This window comes from Klebsiella sp. M041 (assembly GCF_059759695.1).
In genome coordinates this window covers 172,688-192,416 of the sequence record NZ_JCAXWU010000006.1, presented here as the reverse complement: position 1 = coordinate 192,416, position 19,729 = coordinate 172,688, and the positions used below count along the sequence as shown (strand labels likewise).

Annotated in this window: 21 protein-coding genes and 3 tRNA genes; 12 read left to right on the top strand and 12 right to left on the bottom strand. The window is 53.0% G+C overall.

Annotated elements, in window-relative coordinates; all coding sequences use genetic code 11:
• Positions 1-43: 43 nt before the first annotated feature.
• From AC6CWS_RS09960 to AC6CWS_RS09950, 3 genes are all read right to left on the bottom strand, one after another.
• A complete protein-coding gene (locus tag AC6CWS_RS09960) occupies positions 44-253 on the bottom strand; it encodes a YdgH/BhsA/McbA-like domain containing protein (protein ID WP_004202908.1) in 210 nt (69 codons plus the stop codon).
• An 84-nt stretch (positions 254-337) separates the two neighbouring features.
• The gene (locus tag AC6CWS_RS09955) at positions 338-1,054 is read right to left on the bottom strand and encodes a hypothetical protein (RefSeq protein ID WP_065881487.1); all 717 of its coding nucleotides are present in this window, start codon (positions 1,052-1,054) and stop codon (positions 338-340) included.
• 45 nt (positions 1,055-1,099) lie between these two features.
• Positions 1,100-1,534: a winged helix-turn-helix domain-containing protein gene (locus AC6CWS_RS09950; protein WP_023289962.1), complete on the bottom strand. Its 435-nt coding sequence runs from the start codon at positions 1,532-1,534 to the stop codon at positions 1,100-1,102.
• Between the two features lie 401 nt (positions 1,535-1,935).
• On the opposite strand from AC6CWS_RS09950, the gene AC6CWS_RS09945 reads away from it, so the two are divergent.
• Entirely contained in the window at positions 1,936-2,085 is a 150-nt protein-coding gene (locus tag AC6CWS_RS09945; RefSeq protein ID WP_023289961.1) for a hypothetical protein, read from the top strand.
• An 87-nt stretch (positions 2,086-2,172) separates the two neighbouring features.
• Here AC6CWS_RS09945 and AC6CWS_RS09940 read toward each other — a convergent pair whose 3' ends face one another.
• Both AC6CWS_RS09940 and AC6CWS_RS09935 read right to left on the bottom strand, forming a co-directional pair.
• The gene (locus AC6CWS_RS09940; protein ID WP_065881490.1) at positions 2,173-3,009 is read right to left on the bottom strand and encodes an MBL fold metallo-hydrolase; all 837 of its coding nucleotides are present in this window, start codon (positions 3,007-3,009) and stop codon (positions 2,173-2,175) included.
• Positions 3,010-3,016: 7 nt separating this feature from the next.
• Positions 3,017-3,532, bottom strand: coding sequence for a hypothetical protein (locus AC6CWS_RS09935; protein ID WP_023289959.1), 516 nt, complete (start codon positions 3,530-3,532; stop codon positions 3,017-3,019).
• Positions 3,533-3,688: 156 nt separating this feature from the next.
• Here AC6CWS_RS09935 and AC6CWS_RS09930 point away from each other — a divergent pair, with 156 nt between their 5' ends.
• Positions 3,689-4,573: a LysR substrate-binding domain-containing protein gene (locus tag AC6CWS_RS09930; RefSeq protein ID WP_065881494.1), complete on the top strand. Its 885-nt coding sequence runs from the start codon at positions 3,689-3,691 to the stop codon at positions 4,571-4,573.
• Here AC6CWS_RS09930 and AC6CWS_RS09925 read toward each other — a convergent pair.
• Entirely contained in the window at positions 4,570-5,496 is a 927-nt protein-coding gene (locus AC6CWS_RS09925) for an AraC family transcriptional regulator (protein ID WP_065881495.1), read from the bottom strand. The genes AC6CWS_RS09930 and AC6CWS_RS09925 overlap by 4 nt on opposite strands.
• Before the next feature lie 98 nt (positions 5,497-5,594).
• Here AC6CWS_RS09925 and AC6CWS_RS09920 point away from each other — a divergent pair, with 98 nt between their 5' ends.
• The 8 genes from AC6CWS_RS09920 to AC6CWS_RS09885 all read left to right on the top strand — a co-directional run bounded on the left by AC6CWS_RS09920 (position 5,595) and on the right by AC6CWS_RS09885 (position 14,902).
• The gene (locus AC6CWS_RS09920) at positions 5,595-6,347 is read left to right on the top strand and encodes an SDR family oxidoreductase (protein ID WP_065881499.1); all 753 of its coding nucleotides are present in this window, start codon (positions 5,595-5,597) and stop codon (positions 6,345-6,347) included.
• A gap of 825 nt (positions 6,348-7,172) precedes the next feature.
• Entirely contained in the window at positions 7,173-9,530 is a 2,358-nt protein-coding gene (locus tag AC6CWS_RS09915; RefSeq protein WP_065881501.1) for a type VI secretion system Vgr family protein, read from the top strand.
• A 9-nt stretch (positions 9,531-9,539) separates the two neighbouring features.
• Positions 9,540-10,610, top strand: coding sequence for a hypothetical protein (locus tag AC6CWS_RS09910; RefSeq protein ID WP_223822576.1), 1,071 nt, complete (start codon positions 9,540-9,542; stop codon positions 10,608-10,610).
• A 36-nt stretch (positions 10,611-10,646) separates the two neighbouring features.
• Positions 10,647-11,900, top strand: a complete 1,254-nt coding sequence (locus AC6CWS_RS09905; protein WP_223822577.1) for a hypothetical protein — start codon at positions 10,647-10,649, stop codon at positions 11,898-11,900.
• A 2-nt stretch (positions 11,901-11,902) separates the two neighbouring features.
• Entirely contained in the window at positions 11,903-12,832 is a 930-nt protein-coding gene (locus AC6CWS_RS09900; protein ID WP_065881503.1) for a hypothetical protein, read from the top strand.
• A 586-nt stretch (positions 12,833-13,418) separates the two neighbouring features.
• Positions 13,419-13,865, top strand: coding sequence for a hypothetical protein (locus AC6CWS_RS09895; RefSeq protein WP_065881506.1), 447 nt, complete (start codon positions 13,419-13,421; stop codon positions 13,863-13,865).
• A gap of 3 nt (positions 13,866-13,868) precedes the next feature.
• A complete protein-coding gene (locus AC6CWS_RS09890; RefSeq protein WP_077269642.1) occupies positions 13,869-14,111 on the top strand; it encodes a hypothetical protein in 243 nt (80 codons plus the stop codon).
• 434 nt (positions 14,112-14,545) lie between these two features.
• Complete coding sequence (locus AC6CWS_RS09885; RefSeq protein ID WP_077269643.1) at positions 14,546-14,902, top strand: lysozyme inhibitor LprI family protein; 357 nt, start codon at positions 14,546-14,548, stop codon at positions 14,900-14,902.
• A gap of 760 nt (positions 14,903-15,662) precedes the next feature.
• Here the strand turns inward: AC6CWS_RS09885 and AC6CWS_RS09880 are convergent.
• The 3 genes from AC6CWS_RS09880 to AC6CWS_RS09870 form a co-directional block, all read right to left on the bottom strand.
• Positions 15,663-15,739 (bottom strand) — tRNA-Val (locus AC6CWS_RS09880).
• Between the two features lie 4 nt (positions 15,740-15,743).
• A tRNA-Val gene (locus tag AC6CWS_RS09875) sits at positions 15,744-15,820 on the bottom strand.
• A gap of 4 nt (positions 15,821-15,824) precedes the next feature.
• Positions 15,825-15,901 (bottom strand) — tRNA-Val (locus AC6CWS_RS09870).
• A gap of 253 nt (positions 15,902-16,154) precedes the next feature.
• On the opposite strand from AC6CWS_RS09870, the gene AC6CWS_RS09865 reads away from it, so the two are divergent.
• The gene (locus tag AC6CWS_RS09865) at positions 16,155-16,733 is read left to right on the top strand and encodes an LOG family protein (RefSeq protein WP_065881510.1); all 579 of its coding nucleotides are present in this window, start codon (positions 16,155-16,157) and stop codon (positions 16,731-16,733) included.
• Here the strand turns inward: AC6CWS_RS09865 and ydgU are convergent.
• The 3 genes from ydgU to mdtK all read right to left on the bottom strand — a co-directional run bounded on the left by ydgU (position 16,726) and on the right by mdtK (position 18,831).
• Positions 16,726-16,809 (bottom strand): small membrane protein YdgU, encoded by an 84-nt coding sequence (gene ydgU, locus AC6CWS_RS09860; RefSeq protein WP_099441282.1) that lies wholly within the window; start codon positions 16,807-16,809, stop codon positions 16,726-16,728. The two genes, AC6CWS_RS09865 and ydgU, sit on opposite strands and share 8 nt — an antisense overlap.
• Positions 16,810-16,872: 63 nt before the next feature.
• On the bottom strand, positions 16,873-17,280 hold the full coding sequence (gene asr / locus AC6CWS_RS09855) for an acid resistance repetitive basic protein Asr (protein WP_065881512.1): 408 nt from the start codon (positions 17,278-17,280) through the stop codon (positions 16,873-16,875).
• A gap of 177 nt (positions 17,281-17,457) precedes the next feature.
• Entirely contained in the window at positions 17,458-18,831 is a 1,374-nt protein-coding gene (gene mdtK, locus AC6CWS_RS09850; RefSeq protein ID WP_023289948.1) for an MdtK family multidrug efflux MATE transporter, read from the bottom strand.
• A 229-nt stretch (positions 18,832-19,060) separates the two neighbouring features.
• Between mdtK and AC6CWS_RS09845 the strand changes: the two genes are divergently transcribed.
• Positions 19,061-19,696 carry a riboflavin synthase gene (locus tag AC6CWS_RS09845; protein ID WP_023289947.1) on the top strand — a complete coding sequence of 212 codons (636 nt, stop codon included), beginning with the start codon at positions 19,061-19,063 and terminating at the stop codon, positions 19,694-19,696.
• Positions 19,697-19,729 lie beyond the last annotated feature (33 nt).

Genomic DNA, 19,729 nt, shown 5'->3' with positions numbered 1-19,729 from the left:
CCGTTTTTGACGGCGCTTTGTTAATCGCGAAAGAGGGAAGAGATTATTTGCTCAGCTCAGCCGTCATATGAACGCGATTATTAAACTGGGCGCTGGTGATTTTATAGGACGCACCCTGCTCAGCGGCCTGGGCGGCGATTTTGGCCTCTGCACGGTCCAGGGTGGAAGCGGTGGCGCTGACGCTCTGGGCGAAGCTGACGGAAGAGAACAGCGACAGTGCAGCAACAGCAACGAAAGTTTTGATGGATTTCATGGTCGTATTCCTTAATCTGGTGTCTGATATAGGGCTTTTCGCCCTGATGTGATAAAGAATACGCGCAACGCCTGGCGGTTAAAATCAAAACAATTTGCGAAACTCATTCAAAAAATATGAATGATTTTCGGCCGGTCGCGATGCAGTTCGCCGTTGCCGGGCTGGGCGTAGCCCTGGTCTATAGCAACTCAGATCGGCGCAGAGGCGGCTAAACGTGGCCTCCGCGGTCATAAAATGATGAAAATGGGTATGGCTGACGAGGCGAAAATTAATTTTGATCCGCTCCAGTCCGTTGTAAACCCGCTTGCGATTGACGCCCAGCGTGTCTGCCATCTGATTAATCGACTGGCCGCCGACCACGCCACGGATCATCTGCATCTCCAGGTCATTGAGTGGGGCTCGCAGACGGGAGGAGCGACTCTGACGCTGATGGCGCGGCGCGAAAGGGCGGCTGCGATCTGCCAGACGGAGCAGAAGGCGGCGGATCTCCTGAACGCTTTCCCGCTGGCTGACCCACAGGAGGGTATCCGCGTAAAAGGCGCGTCCGCGTTTGACGTTGTTGGCGGAGGTAAATCCGACCACCAGGCCGGGATAGCGCTGGGCTAATTCAGCAGCGGCCTGATAATCGTGATAGTTTTCCAGCGCTAAAATAATCACATCCAGCCCGGCCGGATCGGGCAGATGGCTGAGCGGCAGTGAATGAATAATGTTCAGACCGGGCAAGGTTTCCTGAATATCTCTGAAACACTGGGCGAGGCCGATATTAAAATAAATATTATTGCTGTGAATTAAAATATTCAAAGAATAAACCCTGTTACAAGCGATCTAAACGGCGCGGGAAGGAGATTAGCTGCGAACCAGAAGTTTATTCATATCAGCAGGCGAGGTGTTTATATAATTCATCATGCCCGGCGGTTTGAAGGAATAAATTTCGGCTACGCAAGCAGGATTAATATAATACCCTGCGCACTTAACGCGGATAATTAATACGCTTTCGACCCCCGCCTGGTTTAAGCGAGATTTTAAGGTCTGAATGACCTGCCATAATCGCTGCGCGGACGGACGGAGATTATTTTTCTCCCAGACGTTAATCATTAACTCTTCATCACTGACCAGACGTTCTCTGCCATGCGCCAGCAAATATTCCAGTAAACACGCCATGGTGCTGCGCAGCTGAACTTGCGTTCGCGTCCCACGTAACGCGATAATTTCCCGATGATGCAGGCAGTAGAAAATATTATCCGCTAACTTATAGCCAAGTAGTTTATAGCCTGTAGTCATCCACCACTCCCTGACAAATCCCCGTATTGCCGGTGCAGAGTACCCGCCTGCGGCGGTCTGACCAAGTGAATTTTATGAGCTAGAATAATCAAAACAATTAACCACATTCGCATACATAACTAGAATAAAAATCTGATAAAATCGCTCACTTCTGTTGGATTATGTGGTATAGGAAAAGTCTTAATCAAGAGGTGTGCGAAGTTAAACGGTTGAAAATATAGGTGGTGGAAACAAAAAATTGCATTTACTTTGATCTAGATCAATTTTATGCCTTTCAGGTGGCAATCACCATTTACATAGCAAAACAAAGATTGAAATAACAACGTTTAAGTGATGATAAGTTGATTCTGAACTTATGGAATTACCCAAGGAACTGTTCATTACTTTTCAGGAGCGTTTTTATGGTCATTGCAACTCGTAAGCCTCTGTGCAACAAACGCTGGGCCGCCAGCCCGGCCTCTCAGGATCTTCAGTTGACCCAGCTGCGTCACCCCTGGGTCGCCACCACCGCCAGCTGCAAAAGTAAAAAAGGCTGGAAGCGCCGCGGTTAACGGCTAATCCACTTCCCCGGACACCACGCCCCGGTCGCGTTAATGCCACGACCGGGGTTTTGCTGCGATCGGTGTTCTGCGTGAAGGTCACACCGGGCGCAGGCAGTAGCCTGAGGCGGTATTCTCCACGCTGGCGAATCCCGGCAGGCCAAGATGCATACCGGCGACGAGCCACCGCTCGCTGGCGGCCTGGCGCAGGAGACTTTCCCGTGTACGCCGGGCCTGGTCAGGATCGACGTCAAAGGCCACCGATGCCTCTGGCCGGGCGCTCTGGATCGAGGGAAAGTGGACGATATCCCCCCAGATCAGCAGCGACGTTCCGCCCGCCTCGAGGCGATATCCGGTATGCCCCGGCGTATGGCCGGGCAGGGGACATGGTCGGATCCCGGCGATCCGCTCATTTTCATCGATAGCACGAATTTGCGTCGCGCAGATCGCCATTACGCGCCGGACGAGCAGCACGTTGCGTTGTCCACGCTCGCTGGCGTTGTCCAGTGTCGACGGCGCCAGCCAGTAAGCGCTTTCCCGCGAGGGCAGGAACACCGTGGCGTTGGGATAAGCCGGTGTACCGGCGGCGGTCAGCAGGCCGCCGATATGGTCCGGGTGCGCGTGGGTGAGGAGGATGGTGTCAATGTCCTCAGGGCGGACGCCGAGCAGCGCCAGATTGGCGATAAGCGCGCCGCCGACGCCGTTGGCCCCGCCGGTGCCGGTATCCACCAGCACCGTGTGCCCGCGTCCGCGGATAAGGTAAGCGCCGATCTCGATGGTTTCCGGCGAGATTAACCCGGCCTGGCGCTGCAGACGCGCCGCCTCTTCAGGGGCGATCCCCGCCAGCAACGTCAGCGGCGCCGTCATCTGGCCATCACTGATGGCGCTTATCGTCAGGTCGCCTGCTGTCAGGGAATAAAAGGGAGCTGGTGTCATGTTGACCTCACGCTTGCTCCGCCGGGTGACGCAACCGGGCGGTAATGGGCTGATAGACAAAGACGGCGGCCGTGGCGGCGTGGTGATGCAGGTCGTCACGCGGGACGATGGCGGCATAGCGGGTATGCCGGGTGGCCAGACCGCCGGGCTGCAGGACGACCGGCGCAGCGACGGGCAGGGCTTCCGCGGTATCGCTCAGCAGCAGCACCTCGTCCGGAGCAACCTCCCGCAGCGCGTTAGTTGTGAGATAGAGATGGCGATGCCAGTCGGCGATCGCCGATTGCCAGCGGGCAAAATGACCGCCGCCGTTGCGGCGATAGGCGTCGCTGTCGATGACGGCGGCATCGCGGATATCGTGTAGCGCCAGGTAGCGAGGGCAGCCCTCGCTGAGCGCGCAGAAGCGCTGCGAGGCATGAAAACCGGGCACTGAGACCAGCGCCGGTAATTTTTCCAGATTGTAAAAGGTATTCCACGCCGCTTCGCTTTGCGGGTCGGTGTAGGCGCATTCGACGACATAGAGCATAGTGACCTCGAGAGACAGATGATTCAGCGCATAAGGCGCTTCAGTGAATTTACTTCATCCTATCTGGCGAAAATGGCGCTGAAAAACGATGTTTATTCAAGACTCAGTGATATTCTGTCACTGACTTTCAGTCAGCCCGCACAAGGAGCATTGGCTATGCGTCGTAAAATTCCCAGCAGCGCTGCGCTACTGGCCTTTGAGGCCGCCGCCCGCCACGGCAACTTTGCCCGCGCGGCGGCGGAGCTCGCGTTAACGGAAGGGGCCATCAGCCGGCAGATCGCCCGTCTGGAAGCGCTCCTCGACAGCAAACTATTCGACAGAATCGGGAGCCGGGTACGGCTCAATCCGGCCGGCGCCCGCTATGCCAGACAGGTCCGCGAGATCCTCAGCAGGCTGGAGCGGGAAACCCTCGACGTCAGCGGGATGCCGGCCGATGGCCGCAGTCTGGAGATCGCCGTGCTCCCCACCTTCGCCAGCCGCTGGCTCATCCCCCGCCTCGGGCAGTTCATGGCGCAGCATCCGCATATCGTGGTCAATATCGCCGCTCGCAGCGACCCCTTCATTCTGCCGGGCAGCGGATTTGATGCGGCTATCCATTTTGATCACCCGGCGTGGACCGGAATGGATGTGACGTTTTTGTTTGCGGAGTATCTGCTGCCGGTCTGTCATGCTGCGCTGCTGACGGATAACGATCTCCCGGGGCTGCTGAACCGGCTGCCGCGCATTCATCGGCGGCAAAATCCGGATGCCTGGCTGCACTATGCCCGGGAGTGTGGTCTGGCGCTGGATAACCCGGCGCAGGGGCCGCGCTATGATCTGCATGAGATGGCGATCGCTGCGGTACTCAGCCAGCAGGGCGTGGCCCTGGTGCCGAAGATGTATGTGGAGAGCGAGCTGCGTAGCGGGACGCTGGTCGCCCCGTGGCCGGGCTCCCCGACGCTGGCCAAGCGCTTCTGCCTGATCAAACCCGGCGGCGGCGAGGGGGAGCCTGCGCTGCAGGCGTTTGAGCGCTGGCTGCAGACGACGATTGCGGCAGGTTAGCTTAAGGCGGGCCCGGGCGTACGCTGCGCCGCCCGCTGGCGGGCATATTTGCCTGGCGATGTCCCGGCATAGCGGGTAAAAGCCACGTTGAACGCGCTGGCCGAGCCATAGCCGAGGCGCTCGGCGATATCCGCCATGCTGATGCCCGGCTCTCCCAGCCACCGCATCGCCAGGGTCATGCGCCAGCTCAACAGATAGCCCATCGGGGTCATTCCGGTCAGGCCGGTAAAGCGTTCAAATAACGTCGAGCGAGACAGCGCGCAGTCGGCGGCCAGGGCGTTGACGGTCCAGCGTCTGGCGGGGGCCTCATGCAGCAGACGGATTGCCTGGGCGATCCGCGGGTCGCTCAGGCCGCGCAACAGGCCTGGGGTGGCGAGTGTTTCGCAGGAGCGGATGGCCTCGATAAACAGCAGCTCAACCATCCGCGCCAGAACGAAAGATTTACCTGCGCGATCCGCCTGGGCTTCCTCTTTTAGCAGTCCGACAAAGGTGGCCAGCCGCGGCTGGTCGCGAACCACCACCAGGGCGGGCAGCAGCGAGGTCAGCAGGCTGGCGTTATCCGAATCGGCAGCGCAGTGGCCAATCAGCGCCAGCATCTCCGCCGGCTGGTCGAGGGTTCCCAGGCGAAAGTGTTCCTCCGCCAGTTTCACCGGGGTGGTCTCCAGCGCCGGTGAAGGCGGCGGGGTCAGGCTGGTTAGCGCGAAGCGGTACGCCGCCGGGATCAGCATAAAATCCCCGGCGCGCAGGGTCTGCGGCGGATGCTGGTCTATTTCCAGCCGACAGCCTCCTTCCAGTACCACGCCATAGAACGCCATGCCCTGGTCCGAGCGAATGACGCGCCATTCTCCCGCCCCCTCAATGGTTTTGGTCAGCACCGCTCTGAGATTTAGCATCGCAATGATTTCCGCCAGCGGGTCGCTCATTGCCGGACTCCTGCTAAAAAATGATGGATTATTGACCCTATATCGTCCGGAGCGGGCTGTCTATGATGAAAAGGAAGAAGCCAATCGGAGACAGAGAGATGCAAACAATTATGATCACCGGCTGTTCATCGGGTTTTGGCCTGGAGACGGCGCGTTATTTTCTTGAACAGGGCTGGAAGGTTATCGCCACGATGCGGGTTCTGCGAGAGGATCTGTTGCCAGTCAGCGACCGTCTGCGGCTGGTGCGCCTTGACGTCACCTCAGCGCAGAGTATCGCCGAGGCGATTGCCGAGGCCGGAGAGATTGACGTTCTGGTCAATAACGCCGGAGTGGGGATGCTCAACGCCCTGGAGGGGGCGTCGCACGAGGCGATAGCGAACCTGTTTGCCACCAATACTCTTGGGACTATCGCCATGACCCAGGCGGTACTTCCCCGGTTCAGAGCGCGCCGTAGCGGGACGATCGTGAATATCACCTCGGCGGTCACCCTACAGCCGATGCCCCTGCTGGCGGTCTATACCGCGAGTAAGGCGGCGGTGAACGCCTTCACGGCATCCCTGGCGCTGGAGCTGCGGCCCTTCAATATTCGCGTCGGGGTGATCCTGCCGGGACGCGATCCCCAGACCCGCTTCGGGGAAAACGCGCGTCGAACGATGGGCCAGCTCCCGGAGAGCTATGCGGCGCTCGGCCAGCAGATCCTCGACAGCATCCAGGAAAACGCCAGCGTGACGCGGGCTGTCGATGTGGCTCAGGCCGTCTGGCGAATGGTGAACGATCCTGATGCCCCTTCGCGGCTGCCGGCAGGGGAAGATGCCCTGGCGATGGCGCAGGCCAGTCTTCGCCGTGTCTGAAGGCAATATGCGGGTTTTGTCTGTCAGACGGTAGGTGCGCAAGCTGCCGCTGCGCTTTATGGCCGGGGAATATTATCCCTGTCAGGATCGCATGGATAATATTAGCGGGTTATACGAAATAACGGTCAGGCGGCGCTTACTGATGTAAATCAGGATAGCAATGTATTTCATGGTGCGTTTTCGCCGCTTATTCTGGATATGTGCGAACCGGCCGCCATATTATGACATGAACAATGGCTCAGGTCTTTTATATGTAATTTCTCAATGTAATTCGGGCGTTAATCTTAAAAAGTTAGTCTGGCCCGGTCGGGGCTGGACTTTCTTTATTCTGCTGTGGCATGGTTTCATCCCTGTTGTACCGCGCGCTCGCTTTTTTACGCCAGGGAATAGTTTTCAGTATGGAATATTGTTGTTGCGAAGCCACCGCTTCCGCCTTGCGTCCAGACGGCTTCATTCTCTCGTCTGACAAAATATTGGCAGTTTATTTGTTTTATTCTGCTTATCGTCTTTTTCAGCATTACGCAGTCACTCCCGATCTGAACCGAGATGCCGCTGAATTCAAACTGAACGTACTCCGGCAGTACGCGAATACGAACGGGATTTTCTTGCACATTTATTGCTGAGTGACTGCTTTTCCGGGCGTTAAATAAAAGACCACCGTTCTGCATTACTCAGTGCGCTTTGGGTTCTTTTAGGAGGACAGCGAGGGCGGTAGCGTGCGTAAAACCGGCGGGGGGACAGGGCTGCTACGGTGCGGGACGGCGGAGGGTAACGAATGAAGGACCTTGGGATGGATGTTAATGCCAGAAAAGATGGAGTGAAGCGATGAGGAATAGGCTGATAAACGATGCAACCAGTTTGGTAAAGCAACTGCCAGGGCATTCACGCTACTGGATGGACGTTCATGCCTGTACTGAGTTTCTTGATGTGCTGAACTTCCGTTCGGTGGAATCCCTCAGTCAGCCCTGGCGGTATGACGTGGCGGTTACCTGCTCCTCTAAAGATATTGTCTGTGAGTCGTTATTGCTGAAACCGGCGTCATTTACTTTCCAGACCCCGATGTTTGACGGGACACCAGCTCTGCCGGTACGGACGGTTTTTGGCGTAGTGGAGTCCTTTCGCCGCGTTTCCACCTCGAATGATGAGACCCGTTATGCACTGACGATCGTTCCCCGTATTGCCCTTCTGGACTATACGAAAGGAAGCGCGATCTACCTCAACCAGTCGGTCACTGAAGTGGTTGAACAGGTGCTGCGTAAACACGGGCTGGAAGGGCCTGATTTTGAGTTCCGGCTCACCCGGGAATACCCATCCCGGGAGCTCATCACCCAGTGGCGGGAAACCGATCTTGAGTTTATCCAGCGCCTGCTGGCGGAAGTGGGCATTTACTGGCGCTATGAAATGGATGGCCGTCTTGAACAGGACGTGGTGATTTTCCAGGACAGCCAGGAGCAGTATGAGTTTGGCGTCACGCTGCCGTTACGCAACCAGGCCGGGATGAGTGACAGCGGGCAGGAGAGCATCTGGGATATTCAGGCTGCATACAATGTTGTGAGCGGAAGGGTGGCCACCCGGGACTACAACTACCGGGAAGCGCTGACGCCGCAGGACAGTACGGAAAGTATCAGCAGTCAGGAAGGGATCACCGCCGGGGAAACGTACCATTACGCGGAACCCTTCCTGACGGCGGGTGATACGGAAAGTACAGAGTCCGGGGCATACTTCGCCCGCCTGCGTCACGAACGCATTCTGAACGCGCAGTATCGCGTCAGCGGGCATTCCTCCAGCCCTCTTCTGGCTCCGGGTCAGGTACTGGAAACGGACGGCACGCTTCCCGATGCCGTCAGGGAAGGCATCGTCATCACCACGGTGCGCACCAGCGGTTCGCGCAAAAGTAGCTTTACGCTGACGTTTGAGGGTATCCCCTACAGTGAAACCGTCTGTTATCGTCCGGCACTGCTCAGTCGCCCGGTGATATCCGGCTCGCTGCCTGCCCGGGTGGAAAGCACACAGAAAGGCGACACCTGTTCCTGGCTCGACCCGGAAGGACGCTACCGTGTGAAGCTGGACTTTGACCGCAACAGTTCTGAACAGGGTTATGCCTGTGTGTGGCTGCGGCTGGCGAAACCGTATGCCGGTGATACGTACGGATTCCACTCCCCGCTTATCGACGGAACGGAAGTGGCCGTCGTATTTGACGGCGGAGATCCGGATCGTCCCTACATCGCTTATGCCCTGCATGATTCAGAACATCCGGACCCTGTCACCAGTGACAATCATACGCGGAACGTGTGGCGTACCCCGGCGAACAATAAGCTGCGGATGGAGGATAAGCGCCAGGAAGAGCATATCAAGCTCGCGACGGAATACGGCAAAACGCAGCTGAACCTGGGACACCTGGTCAACAGCCAGCGTGAAAAGCGCGGGGCCGGTTTTGAACTGCGAACGGATGAGCATGGCGCAGTACGTGCGGCAAAAGGGCTGTTCCTGACGGCCGATGCCCAGGCCAAAGCCCGGGGCCCGGTGCTGGAAATGACCCCTGCCATCAACCAGATTAACCAGGCCAACAGCCAGATGCAGGCGCTGAACAGCGCAGCTGTTGCCGCCGGAGCCCTGGTCTGCGACATCAATACCCAGATTAGTTTTGTGACCGACAAAATCAAAGACCTCCAGTCTTCGGTCCTGCTGGGTAGTGCTCCGCAGGGGGTGGCACTGACCTCAGGTGAACATCTTCAGCTCAGCAGCACCCGCAATACCATGATCAATGCCGGTCAACATCTTGATATCGGTGCGATGAAGCAGCTGTCTGTGACGGTGGAAAAAGCGTTAGGACTGTTTGTCCATAAAGATGGGGCAAAGCTTGTTGCCAACCAGGGAGATATCGAGATTCAGGCTCAGCACAACACGATGGGACTTCAGGCAAAGCAGCAGGTGACGATAACCAGCTGCGAGGATGGGATTTCCATCAGCACGCCGGAGACACTGACGCTGAATGGCGGCGGATCGTATCTGAAGCTGAGTAAAAACGGCATTGAGCATGGTTCTGAGGGGATGATGGTGATGAAAGTGGCGAATTATCTGGTTCCCCGTACCCGGGCATCATTGAAAGGTGTCACGGAGACCTTCAGGAAAACCACACTGGAACGGGTTCCTCCCCAGCGGCGCGGAAGGATTTCAAGGTAAGAAACTCATATGAAAATCAGTTATCCCCTCAGGGACACCAGCGGTAAAGAATTTCGCTCACTGGAAGATGTTATGCGGCTTATCGACGGAGAAGCGCACGGGACCTGGCTGCTGGGGGCGAACGGATTGTGGCATGGCGGGATCCATATCAGCGACATCTCTAATCCCTTTTCCGCCCTAGATCCGGATGCAGTCAATGCCGGCGACCCCGTTCCCCTCCAGTTTATGGCAGACGGTACTATTGTGGCGTACCGGTTAAACAACGAGTACCTGACAGCCCCGTATTGTGGACAGCCGCTGCGTTACAGCAGCAGCTTTGTGCTGGTGAAGTCGCAGTGCCAGCCCGATCCGCAAAAGGAAAAAAGCTGGCTGGCGTTTTACAGCCTGTATATGCATCTGGCCCCGGTGTCTGATTATCCTTCATCTCCCTGCTATAAAGTCAGGGACGGGCACAGCGGCATACTGTTACGTCAATATAAAGCCGGGCAAAACGGGTTGCCGGAGGGGGAGCCGGATAACGGTGAAGCCGGAACATATCCTGCCCCGGCGAAAACGAAAAAAAGCCTGAAGGCAGGCGATCGTTTTGTCTCCTCCCGGACGGGGCGTTTTTATGTCACGAAGAACGGAAACGCAACCCTGACAACCTTTGGCCTGGTTCGTTTACTGAAAGAAAATGTTCCGGGAAAAGAACAGTACTGGGTGACGCTGGATCCGGAGCTGATGGAGCCGGACGGCGAAATGCAGGGATTATTGCCGGAATGGATGCAGAAGGCAAAACAAAAAGGGGGGTTCGACTCTGTGGAGCTAACGGGCGAAACAGAAGAATGGAAGGTCAGCGCCGGAACGCCCGTCGGATTTATGGGATGTATGGAATCGCCGGGTGAGGGAAATAATCTCCTGGATAAAGAGTGGTTTGTGCATCTGGAAGTGCTGAGTACAGATCCAAACATGCCAGGATTTTTAGCCAACCCTGAAAAAGTGAAAGGTGATAAACGGTCCGTTTTGGCAGCAAAGGGAAGCGCCCTGTTTACCCGGCAGGATGTTACGGGACAGCCCGTCTTTACAGCGACATCAGCGTGACTGAGCGCACAGTGCCGGCTCCTCCGTGAGTCAGCAATGCCTGTCGCGGATGAAGCACAAAAATGGTGGTATAAGGTCAGCGGAAGCGGCTGGCTGCCGCAAAGTGATGTTGAAGAAGTAAGTCAGTATGATCTGTTAAAACTCGGGTTTCAGGCGCTGGAGGAAGACGGTAATAGTGACGTGATGAACAGCCCGTATGAGAGCTGGGTACCGGAGGCGTTTGGGGCGATAAGCCGTTCAGCAGAGCAGGAGGTCTCCTGGCAGTACGGACAGGTGCCACAATTTTATCGTGATCTGATGGCGGAGATGGACAGCAACCGCGACGGGAAAGTGACGACAGAGGAGATCAGACAGGCGCTGGCAGTTCGTGATCCGCTGGTGAAAGATGTGGTCAACCGTCTGGTGGTAAAACATCACAGCGAGTGGTGCGGTGGCCGTTCGACGGGGCGCTGGGAAGGGTTTTATAAGGATCTGGACTCGCTGGAAGTGAAATACTGTGAGAAATGGCAGGCGGACCTGGAGTGGATGAGCAAGGTGCCGCCGTTTGATAAGGATGAAGCGGTGTGGCATTTTCATCCGGTGGTGTTTTTAGATTCTCTGGCAGAGAAATTAGATCTAATTAATGTTGATGCTTTTATTTCTCAATATGAAAACGAACATGTTTCCTTTGCTCCGGGTACGCCGATTCTATCCCAAGGTTCAAAAAACAACTTGCGTAAAATTTTGGAAAGCATAAATGAATTTTATCCTAACCATATGGAGTATAAGCCAAATTTATATGGTATTTCTTATATGCTAGCTACAGCGAGACATGAGACATATTACTTCCCAACAGGTGAGTATTTTAGTGAACAGCCAGAGGTAGGTGGGGTGAGTTATTTTGATAAATACGATCCAATTCTTGCAGTGACACAAGTATTAAAGAATAGAGCAATAGCTAACGGCAATATGCAGCAGGGCGATGGGTATAAATATCGAGGTAGAGGTTGTGTACATCTTACATGGAAAAACAATTATCAGAAAGCGAAAGATAAATTTGGTGTGGATTTTGTGAATCAACCAGAACTTGCGGCTGATTTTAAGCATGCTGTGCCAATTATGATTTGGGGTATGGAGGAAGGTATATTTACTGGGGAAAAACTTTCCACATATATGAATAATAATGGAATGGATTATGAGAGTGCGCGGCAAGTTATTAATGGCAGTGATCAAAAGGTTCTAATAGCTTCCTATGCTAAAAAATTGCAATCTATTTTAGAAAGCACGTCCTCTATTCCCAATGGATATTGAATATGAATAAATGTATTTTTTTTATTGGTATTTTTTTTAGTGGATGTTCCATGCTTAGTTTTGCGGATGGCTCGGTAACTTATGGGTATGATCAATCAAATAATTTAATTTATGCAAAAAAAGACGGTAGGGAAAATGTATTAAAATTTAATGAGGATTATACAGGTAATCCATCCTACTTATTTGATTTTTTTTCAGGTTCCCCTGCCATTGTAGTTGATAGTAGATCTCTTCATGATTCTACCGTTTATGCCACATTGAAATATGATGGTAATAAATTTTTGATTGATTGTTTATATTTGAATGTAAAAAATAAAAAGAATGGAATCTTGGTTAAAGAGGGGGAGTGTAACTTAGATATGTCGCCAGTGGAAGGTTATGCTGATTTTATAGAGAAAAAAGTAAGCAAAACAAAATATGACATGGATTCAATAGATACAAACTTAATCTTAAATGGCAAAAAAAGTTATCTACCTATTGTTATTTATAATAGCAAAGATGAATTGGTATATCAATTTTATGGTGATAAGCAAGCATTACTGGATGACAATTATTCTGTTATTTATTTAAGTGAAAATGGTAGGTGCAAGGTTTTTGTGAATTCTCCATGGATTATATATAACAAGAATGACTCAGGGCGGGTAGAAATTATGAGTGAAGAAATTTCAGATGGCAAGATTGAACTAATCAAATCAGTCCCAAATATAGAAGATTCCAATAAATGCTCTGTATATCCTGCGATAAGTGTCATAAAACCTAAATCCTATTTTTATGATTCTTCGTTCGAAATAAAAAAATCTTACCTTGTTAAAGGAGATAAAGTTAATTTGCTATCTATAAGTGCAGATGGCAAATGGTGTAATGCAAGATATATTAATATTAAAAATATAGCTAGTGATAACATCATGTTGTGTGCGGATCTCAGTATTTAGTTTGTTCTCGCTGACTTTTTTACGTTAGCATCATGTGGACGGATGTTGCGCTACAGCAGCAGCTTTGTGCAGGTGAAGTCGCAGTGCCAGCCCGATCCGCAAAGGGAAAAAGTTGGCTGGCGTTTTACAGCCTGTATATGCATCTGGCCCCGGTATCTGATTATCCTTCATCTCCTTGTTATAAAGTCAGGGATGGACACGGTGGCATACTGTTACGCCAGTATAAAAACGGACAATACGGCTTACCGGAGGGGGAGCCGGATAACGGTGAAGCCGGGACATATTCTGCTCCGGAAAAACGAGAAAGAGCCTGAACGCAGGCGACCGTTTTGTTTTTTCCCGGACGGGGCGGTTTTACGTCACGAAGAATGGCAAAGCCACTCTGACAACATTTGGCCTGGTCCGTTTACTGAAAGATGACGTCCCGGGCAAAGAACAGTAGTGGGTAACGCTGGATCCGGAACTGATGGAGCCGGATGGTGAAATGTAGGCGCTGATGCTGGGGTGGATACAGAGGGCAAAACAAAAAGGCGCTTTTGACTCTGTGGCGCTAACTCCGACATAGTACGAGGGGGATTCAAGTTAGATGCTAATATGGAAGGTCAGCGCCGGAACGCCCGTCGGATTTATGGGCTGTACGGAGTCGCCGGGTGAAGGGAATCAGCTTGTGGACAGGGAGTGGTTTGTCCATCTGGAAGTGCTGAGTACAGATCCAAACATGCCAGGATTTTTAGCCAACCCTGAAAAAGTGAAAGGTGATAAACGGCCCGTTCTTTTTACTAATAAACATAATGAAATGAATCCGGATGATAAGAGAGACTTTGTCGAACAACCTGATCTAGTGATAAGTAATACTGAATATGGTGTAGAGTCAGCTTTTTCCTTTTGGGTAAGTAAAGGACTAAACAAAACTGCCAGAGCATTGAGTGTGCAAGAAGTCACGCAAATAGTTAATGGTGGGCAGAATGGTTACCCTGATCGCCTACAAAGGTTTAATGCAGTGGCCCCATTATTAAGAGTCGATAAGGAGTGATTTATGCGTGGCTTTATTTTTGGCTTATCTTTGTTGATTTCTTCTTTTTATGCACTAGCTAAAACCGACATAGTACAAGGGCCATTTAAGTTAGATGCTAATGATAGTGTTTATATTAAGAGGGAGGATGATGCTAATTATCCATTAGCGCTTTATTTCAAAGCTAATGGTAATAGTATCAAAGTGGAGTCTTATGAGGTCGATGGTGGTGAACCTCATGTGGAAACAATTTTTTTACTAAAATAAACAATAAAAAAATATAATTGTATTAATCTCATGGGAACAACGACACTCTGCGGGAAAAATAAATGGAACTGCGTATCAGGTTTATGGTTATAACTATAACCTTAATAGCCTTTCTATAAATCCTTCTATAAAAAAAGACCAGAATCTCAACGGCCTCAATGGAGAATTTAATGGTGAGGAGTTACATTTCAAATATAAAAATGCAACAGAAATCAAGACATATCTACAATCCCATTATAAATAATTCCGGAAAGCTTTGGTACGACTCGTTAAACTAAAGACACATCCAACTGACAACTAACCCTGTTAAGGAGAAATCTGTATCTCTGTCCGTAAAGAGGGAAATAAATTCTGAACGAATAAGAAACGGGATGCGGCTGAATTATTTTATGGGTTTAGAGCAATGCTCTCTTGAAAACTATAAAAATTAAGATGTGTATTTGAATTATTTATATAACGCCATAGTTACAACATATCCTGAACTAAAAGAAAACATAAAAAACACGCAAAGATCCTGGATTAAAGCCAGGGATAGTATATGTGCATATATGTCAGCTGATGGTGAGGAATTACAGATTTATAAAAACTCATGCTTGTACGAACAGACATATGAACGCAATCGAGAATTGAAAGCTATCTTATCAAAACAGAAAGTTGCAATGCCACATGAAAATAGAACCTCAAACTCCTTTTGGGATGAGTATGTGAAACAGCATTGTATATTTATGAAGGACAAATTTTCTGATAATGATTGTATAAAAAGAAATGAATTCCTTCATATTCATGAATGAGATTAGTTGTCACAATTGATATAAGCCATGGAGGTGCTGAGCACCGACCCGAACATGCCGGGATTTTTAGCCAACCCAGAGAATGTGGAGGGCGGTAAACGGTCCGTTCTGGTACCAAAGGGAAAATCCCTGTTTACCCGACAGGATAGCCGGTATTTACCCCGACATCGGCGAGGCTGGGCGCGCAATGCCAGCTCTCCCGGGGAGCAGCAACGCCCGTCGCGGATGAGTCACAAAAATGGTGGTATAAAGTCAGCGGCAGTGGCTGGTTACCACAAAATGATGTTGAGGAAGTTAACCAGTACGATTTAGAGAAACTTGGATTTCAGGCGCTGGAGGAAAGCAGCGGGGGCGATGTGATGAACAGCCCGTATGAGAGATGGATTTCCAGGCGTTTGGGGCGATAAGCCGAACAGCTGAACAGGGCGCGGGGTTTCAATACGGTCTGTTAGCACAGTTATATCGTGACCTGATGGCGGAGATGGACAGCAACCGCGACGGGAAAGTGACAGCAGAGGAAATCAGACAGGCGCTGGCAGTGCGGGATCCGCTGGTGAAAAAACGTAGTCAACCGGCTGGTAGTCAAACATCATAGCGAATGGTATGGGGCCGCTCGACAGGGCGCTGGGATGGGTTTTATAAGGATCTGGACTCTCTGGAAGTGAAATACTGTGAGAAATGGCAGGCTGATCTGGAGTTTATAAACAAAGCGCGTTATTTGACAAGAACGAGGCTGTGTAATCAGGAAGGAAAAACAGCTTGGTGCGTCTGAATGGACTCGAACCATCGACCCCCACCATGTCAAGGTGGTGCTCTAACCAACTGAGCTACAGACGCATTATGGTGCGTTTAATTGGACTCGAACCAACGACCCCCACCATGTCAAGGTGGTGCTCTAACCAACTGAGCTATAAACGCATAATGGTGCGTTCGATTGGACTCGAACCAACGACCCCCACCATGTCAAGGTGGTGCTCTAACCAACTGAGCTACGAACGCAATGTTGTGGTGACAACGGGGACGCATATTAGCGGCAGGCAGGGGATGTGGCAAGAGGTAAACGTCACTTTTCTTGTACATTGCTTGCGATTGCGGATCTTTTACCCATTCCGGCGATATTTTACTGAACCACAAGGATATTTCTTCGCCAGCAGGCGCCTCGCCTCTCTTTTCTCCGCGGGTCTCAACCTGCGCACAAAGGTTGGCGTTGTGTTAAATTATCGCCCACCAGAAGAGAGGAGTAATAACGAAGATGAAATCGATAGGTATTTTCTGCGGTTCTTCAGCTGGCGAACATCCGCTGTATCTCGACACTGCCCGACGGGTTGGCCACACGCTGGCGCAGCAGGGACTGGCTGTTGTCTATGGCGGCGGCAAAGTTGGCTTGATGGGGGCGGTTGCCGATGCGGCGCTTGAGGCCGGGGGCGTGGTGATTGGCGTGATGCCGCGCGGCCTGGTGGAACGGGAAATTGCCCATCGCGGGTTGACGGAGCTGCATGTGGTTGAGGATATGCACGAACGGAAAACCAAAATGGCGGCGCTGGCCGACGGCTTTATTGCTCTGCCGGGCGGAGCGGGGACGCTGGAAGAGATTTTCGAACAGTGGACCTGGGCGCAGCTGCGCATCCATGAAAAGCCGTGCGCATTTCTGAATATTAAAGGGTATTACGATCCGCTGCAGGCGATGGTCAATAACATGGTGCGGGAAGGGTTTATGCACCCGCGCTACGCGGAGATGCTGCCGTTTGCTGCCTCGGCAGAGGAGATTATCGCCGGTTTTCGCGACTATACGCCGCCGGCGCGTAAATGGGTTCAGCAGCCCGCTATTTAAACATCAAGCGAAGGGTAAACAGCGCGCAGACGATGAGCAGAACCAACAGCAATTCGAAGCGATAGCGTTGCAGCATGATGTCCTCCTGAAAAAAAACCGGCGCTATTCAGCGCCGGTTATCACCTTAACGCTCTGACCGTTATGCCGCCGGTTGTACTGCCGGTTTGGCTGCGTGGTGCGCCGCTTTGTGGTGCTTCTTCGCCGCCTGGGCTTTCTGCGCTACTGCCGGTTTCGCTGCGGCTTTATGGTGCTTCTTCGCCGCCTGGGCTTTCTGCGCTACTGCCGGTTTCGCTGTGGCTTTATGGTGTTTCTTCGCTGCCTGGGCTTTCTGTTCGGCTGCCGGTTTCGCCGCCGCTTTATGGTGTTTCTTCGCTGCCTGGGCTTTCTGTTCGGCTGCCGGTTTCACCGCCGCTTTATGGTGTTTCTTGTGATGAACGGTGGTGTGGCTGGCTGCGGCAGCCGGGGTGGTGGTCGCGGCATCGGCGGCGAAAGCAACAGATGACAGACCCATAGCAGCGGCAACAACCAGAGCTAATACTTTTTTCATGCTGAAATCCTCGAATTGGTTTCCTGAGTAACCCCACTGCGGGGCTGTTGGCCACACTATATGCATCTCCGGGGCGCTCATCAGTGAGTCTTTGGTGTCGGGGAGTAACGGAATGTACAACGCCGGAACAAAACTGAAGAAAGAAAAAGCCCGCCGGGGTGGCGGGCTTTGGCAGGATTAGCGCGCGGCGCGCTGTAAGATAGTGCTGGAGGGCTGGCGCTGCAGAAAACGCATCCGCAGCATCATCATAATGGCGGCGGAGGTCAGGCCGATGATAAATCCGCACCAGAAGCCGGCGGGCCCCATGCGGGGGACAATCACGTCGGTCAGCGCCAGCAGGTAGCCGCTGGGCAAACCCAGCACCCAGTACGCGGTAAAGGTGATAAAAAAGATAGACCGCGTATCTTTATAGCCACGCAGGATACCGCTGCCGATCACCTGAATGGAGTCGGAGATCTGGTAGACCGCCGCCAGCAGCATCAGATGCGAGGCCAGCATCACCACCTCAGGGTTATCGTTATACAGCAGGGCAATCTGCTTACGCATCAGCACGGTAAAGATAGCGGTAAACACCGCCAGACAGACGCCCACGCCCACACCCGTGCGGGCGGAAACCTGGGCATCGATCGTTGAGCCCTGGCCGAGGCGGAAGCCGACGCGAATGGTGACCGCGGCCGCCAGCGACAGCGGCAGAACGAACATCAGCGAGCTGAAGTTCAGCGCAATCTGGTGGCCGGCGACGTCAATGATCCCGAGCGGAGAGACCAGCAGCGCGACGACGGCAAACAGGGTCACTTCGAAGAACAGCGCCAGGGCGATGGGCAGCCCCAGCTGCACCAACCGCAGCAGAACGGCGAAATCGGGGCCGCTGAAGCCCTCGGCGCAGCGGATATCGCGCATTGAACGCGCCCGGCGCACCCACCACAGCATGCTGGCGAACATCACCCAGTAAACGGAGGCCGTCGCCACGCCGCAGCCGACGCCGCCCAGCTCCGGCATGCCAAAATGGCCATAGATAAAGATGTAGTTCACCGGAATGTTGACCAGTAAACCGATAAAGCCCATGACCATCCCGGGCTTGGTTTTCGCCAGCCCTTCACACTGATTACGGGCAACCTGGAAGAACAGATAGCCCGGCGCCCCCCACAGCAGCGCGCGCAGATAGCCAACCGCCTTCTCCGCCAGCAGCGGATCGATGTTGTGCATGGAGCTGATGATATACCCGGCATTCCACAGCACGATCATGATCAGCACCGAGACCAGCCCCGCCAGCCAGAAGCCCTGACGCACCTGCGGCGCGATACGCTCCCGCCGCCCGGAGCCATTGAGCTGCGCCACCACCGGGGTCAGCGCCAGCAGCAGCCCGTGGCCGAAGAGAATGGCCGGTAGCCAGATGGAGGTCCCGATGGCCACCGCGGCCATATCGGTGGCGCTGTAGCCGCCCGCCATCACGGTATCGACAAAACCCATCGCCGTCTGCGCCACTTGCGCAAGAATGACGGGTATAGCCAGAGCTAATAACTGACGCGCTTCAATGAAATACTTCTGCACGTGAACACCTTTGTATTGTTGTTTTTTTGAGACTAAAAAAGCCGCCGTAACTGGCAGCAAGGGGATAAAAATGAGGAAATTCCAGTCTATTGTAGCGAGGATTAGCCATTAAGCCAGTGAAAAAAGAGTCGAGGCACGAAGCGCGCTGGCAACCGCTCAGCCCTCCTGTTATTGTTCCCGATAGCGAAAACGGTAATGATACCGTCATGATTTTCAACAGGAGCCAAACATGTTTACTGGTATTGTTCAGGGAACCGCGAAAGTGGTCTCCATTGATGATAAACCCAATTTTCGCACCCACGTGGTGGAGCTGCCGGCGCATATGCTGGAGGGGCTCGAAACCGGGGCATCGGTAGCCAACAACGGCTGCTGCCTGACGGTGACCGACATCAACGGCGCGCGCATCAGCTTCGATCTGATGAAAGAGACGCTGCGGATTACCAACCTCGGCGATATTCAGGTCGGGGATGAAGTCAATGTCGAGCGGGCGGCGAAATTCAGTGATGAAATCGGCGGGCATTTGATGTCCGGCCATATTATGACCACGGCGGAAATCGTGAAGATCCTCACTTCCGAAAATAACCGTCAGATCTGGTTTAAAGTACAGGATCCGACGCTGATGAAATATATCCTTTATAAAGGATTCATTGGTATCGATGGCATCAGCCTGACGGTAGGCGAGGTGACGGCAACCCGATTCTGCGTGCATCTTATTCCGGAGACGCTGCAGCGGACCACGCTGGGGGCGAAGAAGCTGGGCGACCGCGTCAATATCGAGATCGACCCGCAAACCCAGGCGGTTGTCGATACGGTTGAACGCGTGCTGGCGGCGAAAGAGGTCGCGGCTAAGGTCAGTGAAGCCTGACAAAAAATCCCCCGCCGGTGAGCGGGGGCGTGT

Excerpts from the sequence above, each read along its gene's own strand:
- AC6CWS_RS09935 (WP_023289959.1), bottom strand. The coding sequence starts at position 3,532 with ATGCTCTATGTCGTCGAATGCGCCTACACCGACCCGCAAAGCGAAGCG.
- AC6CWS_RS09900 (WP_065881503.1), top strand. The coding sequence starts at position 11,903 with ATGAATAAATGTATTTTTTTTATTGGTATTTTTTTTAGTGGATGTTCC.
- AC6CWS_RS09895 (WP_065881506.1), top strand. The coding sequence starts at position 13,419 with ATGCTAATATGGAAGGTCAGCGCCGGAACGCCCGTCGGATTTATGGGC.
- AC6CWS_RS09910 (WP_223822576.1), top strand. The coding sequence starts at position 9,540 with ATGAAAATCAGTTATCCCCTCAGGGACACCAGCGGTAAAGAATTTCGC.
- AC6CWS_RS09960 (WP_004202908.1), bottom strand. The coding sequence starts at position 253 with ATGAAATCCATCAAAACTTTCGTTGCTGTTGCTGCACTGTCGCTGTTC.
- AC6CWS_RS09915 (WP_065881501.1), top strand. The coding sequence starts at position 7,173 with ATGAGGAATAGGCTGATAAACGATGCAACCAGTTTGGTAAAGCAACTG.
- AC6CWS_RS09890 (WP_077269642.1), top strand. The coding sequence starts at position 13,869 with ATGCGTGGCTTTATTTTTGGCTTATCTTTGTTGATTTCTTCTTTTTAT.
- AC6CWS_RS09905 (WP_223822577.1), top strand. The coding sequence starts at position 10,647 with ATGCCTGTCGCGGATGAAGCACAAAAATGGTGGTATAAGGTCAGCGGA.
- ydgU (WP_099441282.1), bottom strand. The coding sequence starts at position 16,809 with ATGCTGCAACGCTATCGCTTCGAATTGCTGTTGGTTCTGCTCATCGTC.
- AC6CWS_RS09930 (WP_065881494.1), top strand. The coding sequence starts at position 3,689 with ATGCGTCGTAAAATTCCCAGCAGCGCTGCGCTACTGGCCTTTGAGGCC.
- AC6CWS_RS09925 (WP_065881495.1), bottom strand. The coding sequence starts at position 5,496 with ATGAGCGACCCGCTGGCGGAAATCATTGCGATGCTAAATCTCAGAGCG.
- AC6CWS_RS09950 (WP_023289962.1), bottom strand. The coding sequence starts at position 1,534 with ATGACTACAGGCTATAAACTACTTGGCTATAAGTTAGCGGATAATATT.
- AC6CWS_RS09845 (WP_023289947.1), top strand. The coding sequence starts at position 19,061 with ATGTTTACTGGTATTGTTCAGGGAACCGCGAAAGTGGTCTCCATTGAT.
- AC6CWS_RS09920 (WP_065881499.1), top strand. The coding sequence starts at position 5,595 with ATGCAAACAATTATGATCACCGGCTGTTCATCGGGTTTTGGCCTGGAG.
- AC6CWS_RS09865 (WP_065881510.1), top strand. The coding sequence starts at position 16,155 with ATGAAATCGATAGGTATTTTCTGCGGTTCTTCAGCTGGCGAACATCCG.
- asr (WP_065881512.1), bottom strand. The coding sequence starts at position 17,280 with ATGAAAAAAGTATTAGCTCTGGTTGTTGCCGCTGCTATGGGTCTGTCA.
- AC6CWS_RS09945 (WP_023289961.1), top strand. The coding sequence starts at position 1,936 with ATGGTCATTGCAACTCGTAAGCCTCTGTGCAACAAACGCTGGGCCGCC.
- AC6CWS_RS09940 (WP_065881490.1), bottom strand. The coding sequence starts at position 3,009 with ATGACACCAGCTCCCTTTTATTCCCTGACAGCAGGCGACCTGACGATA.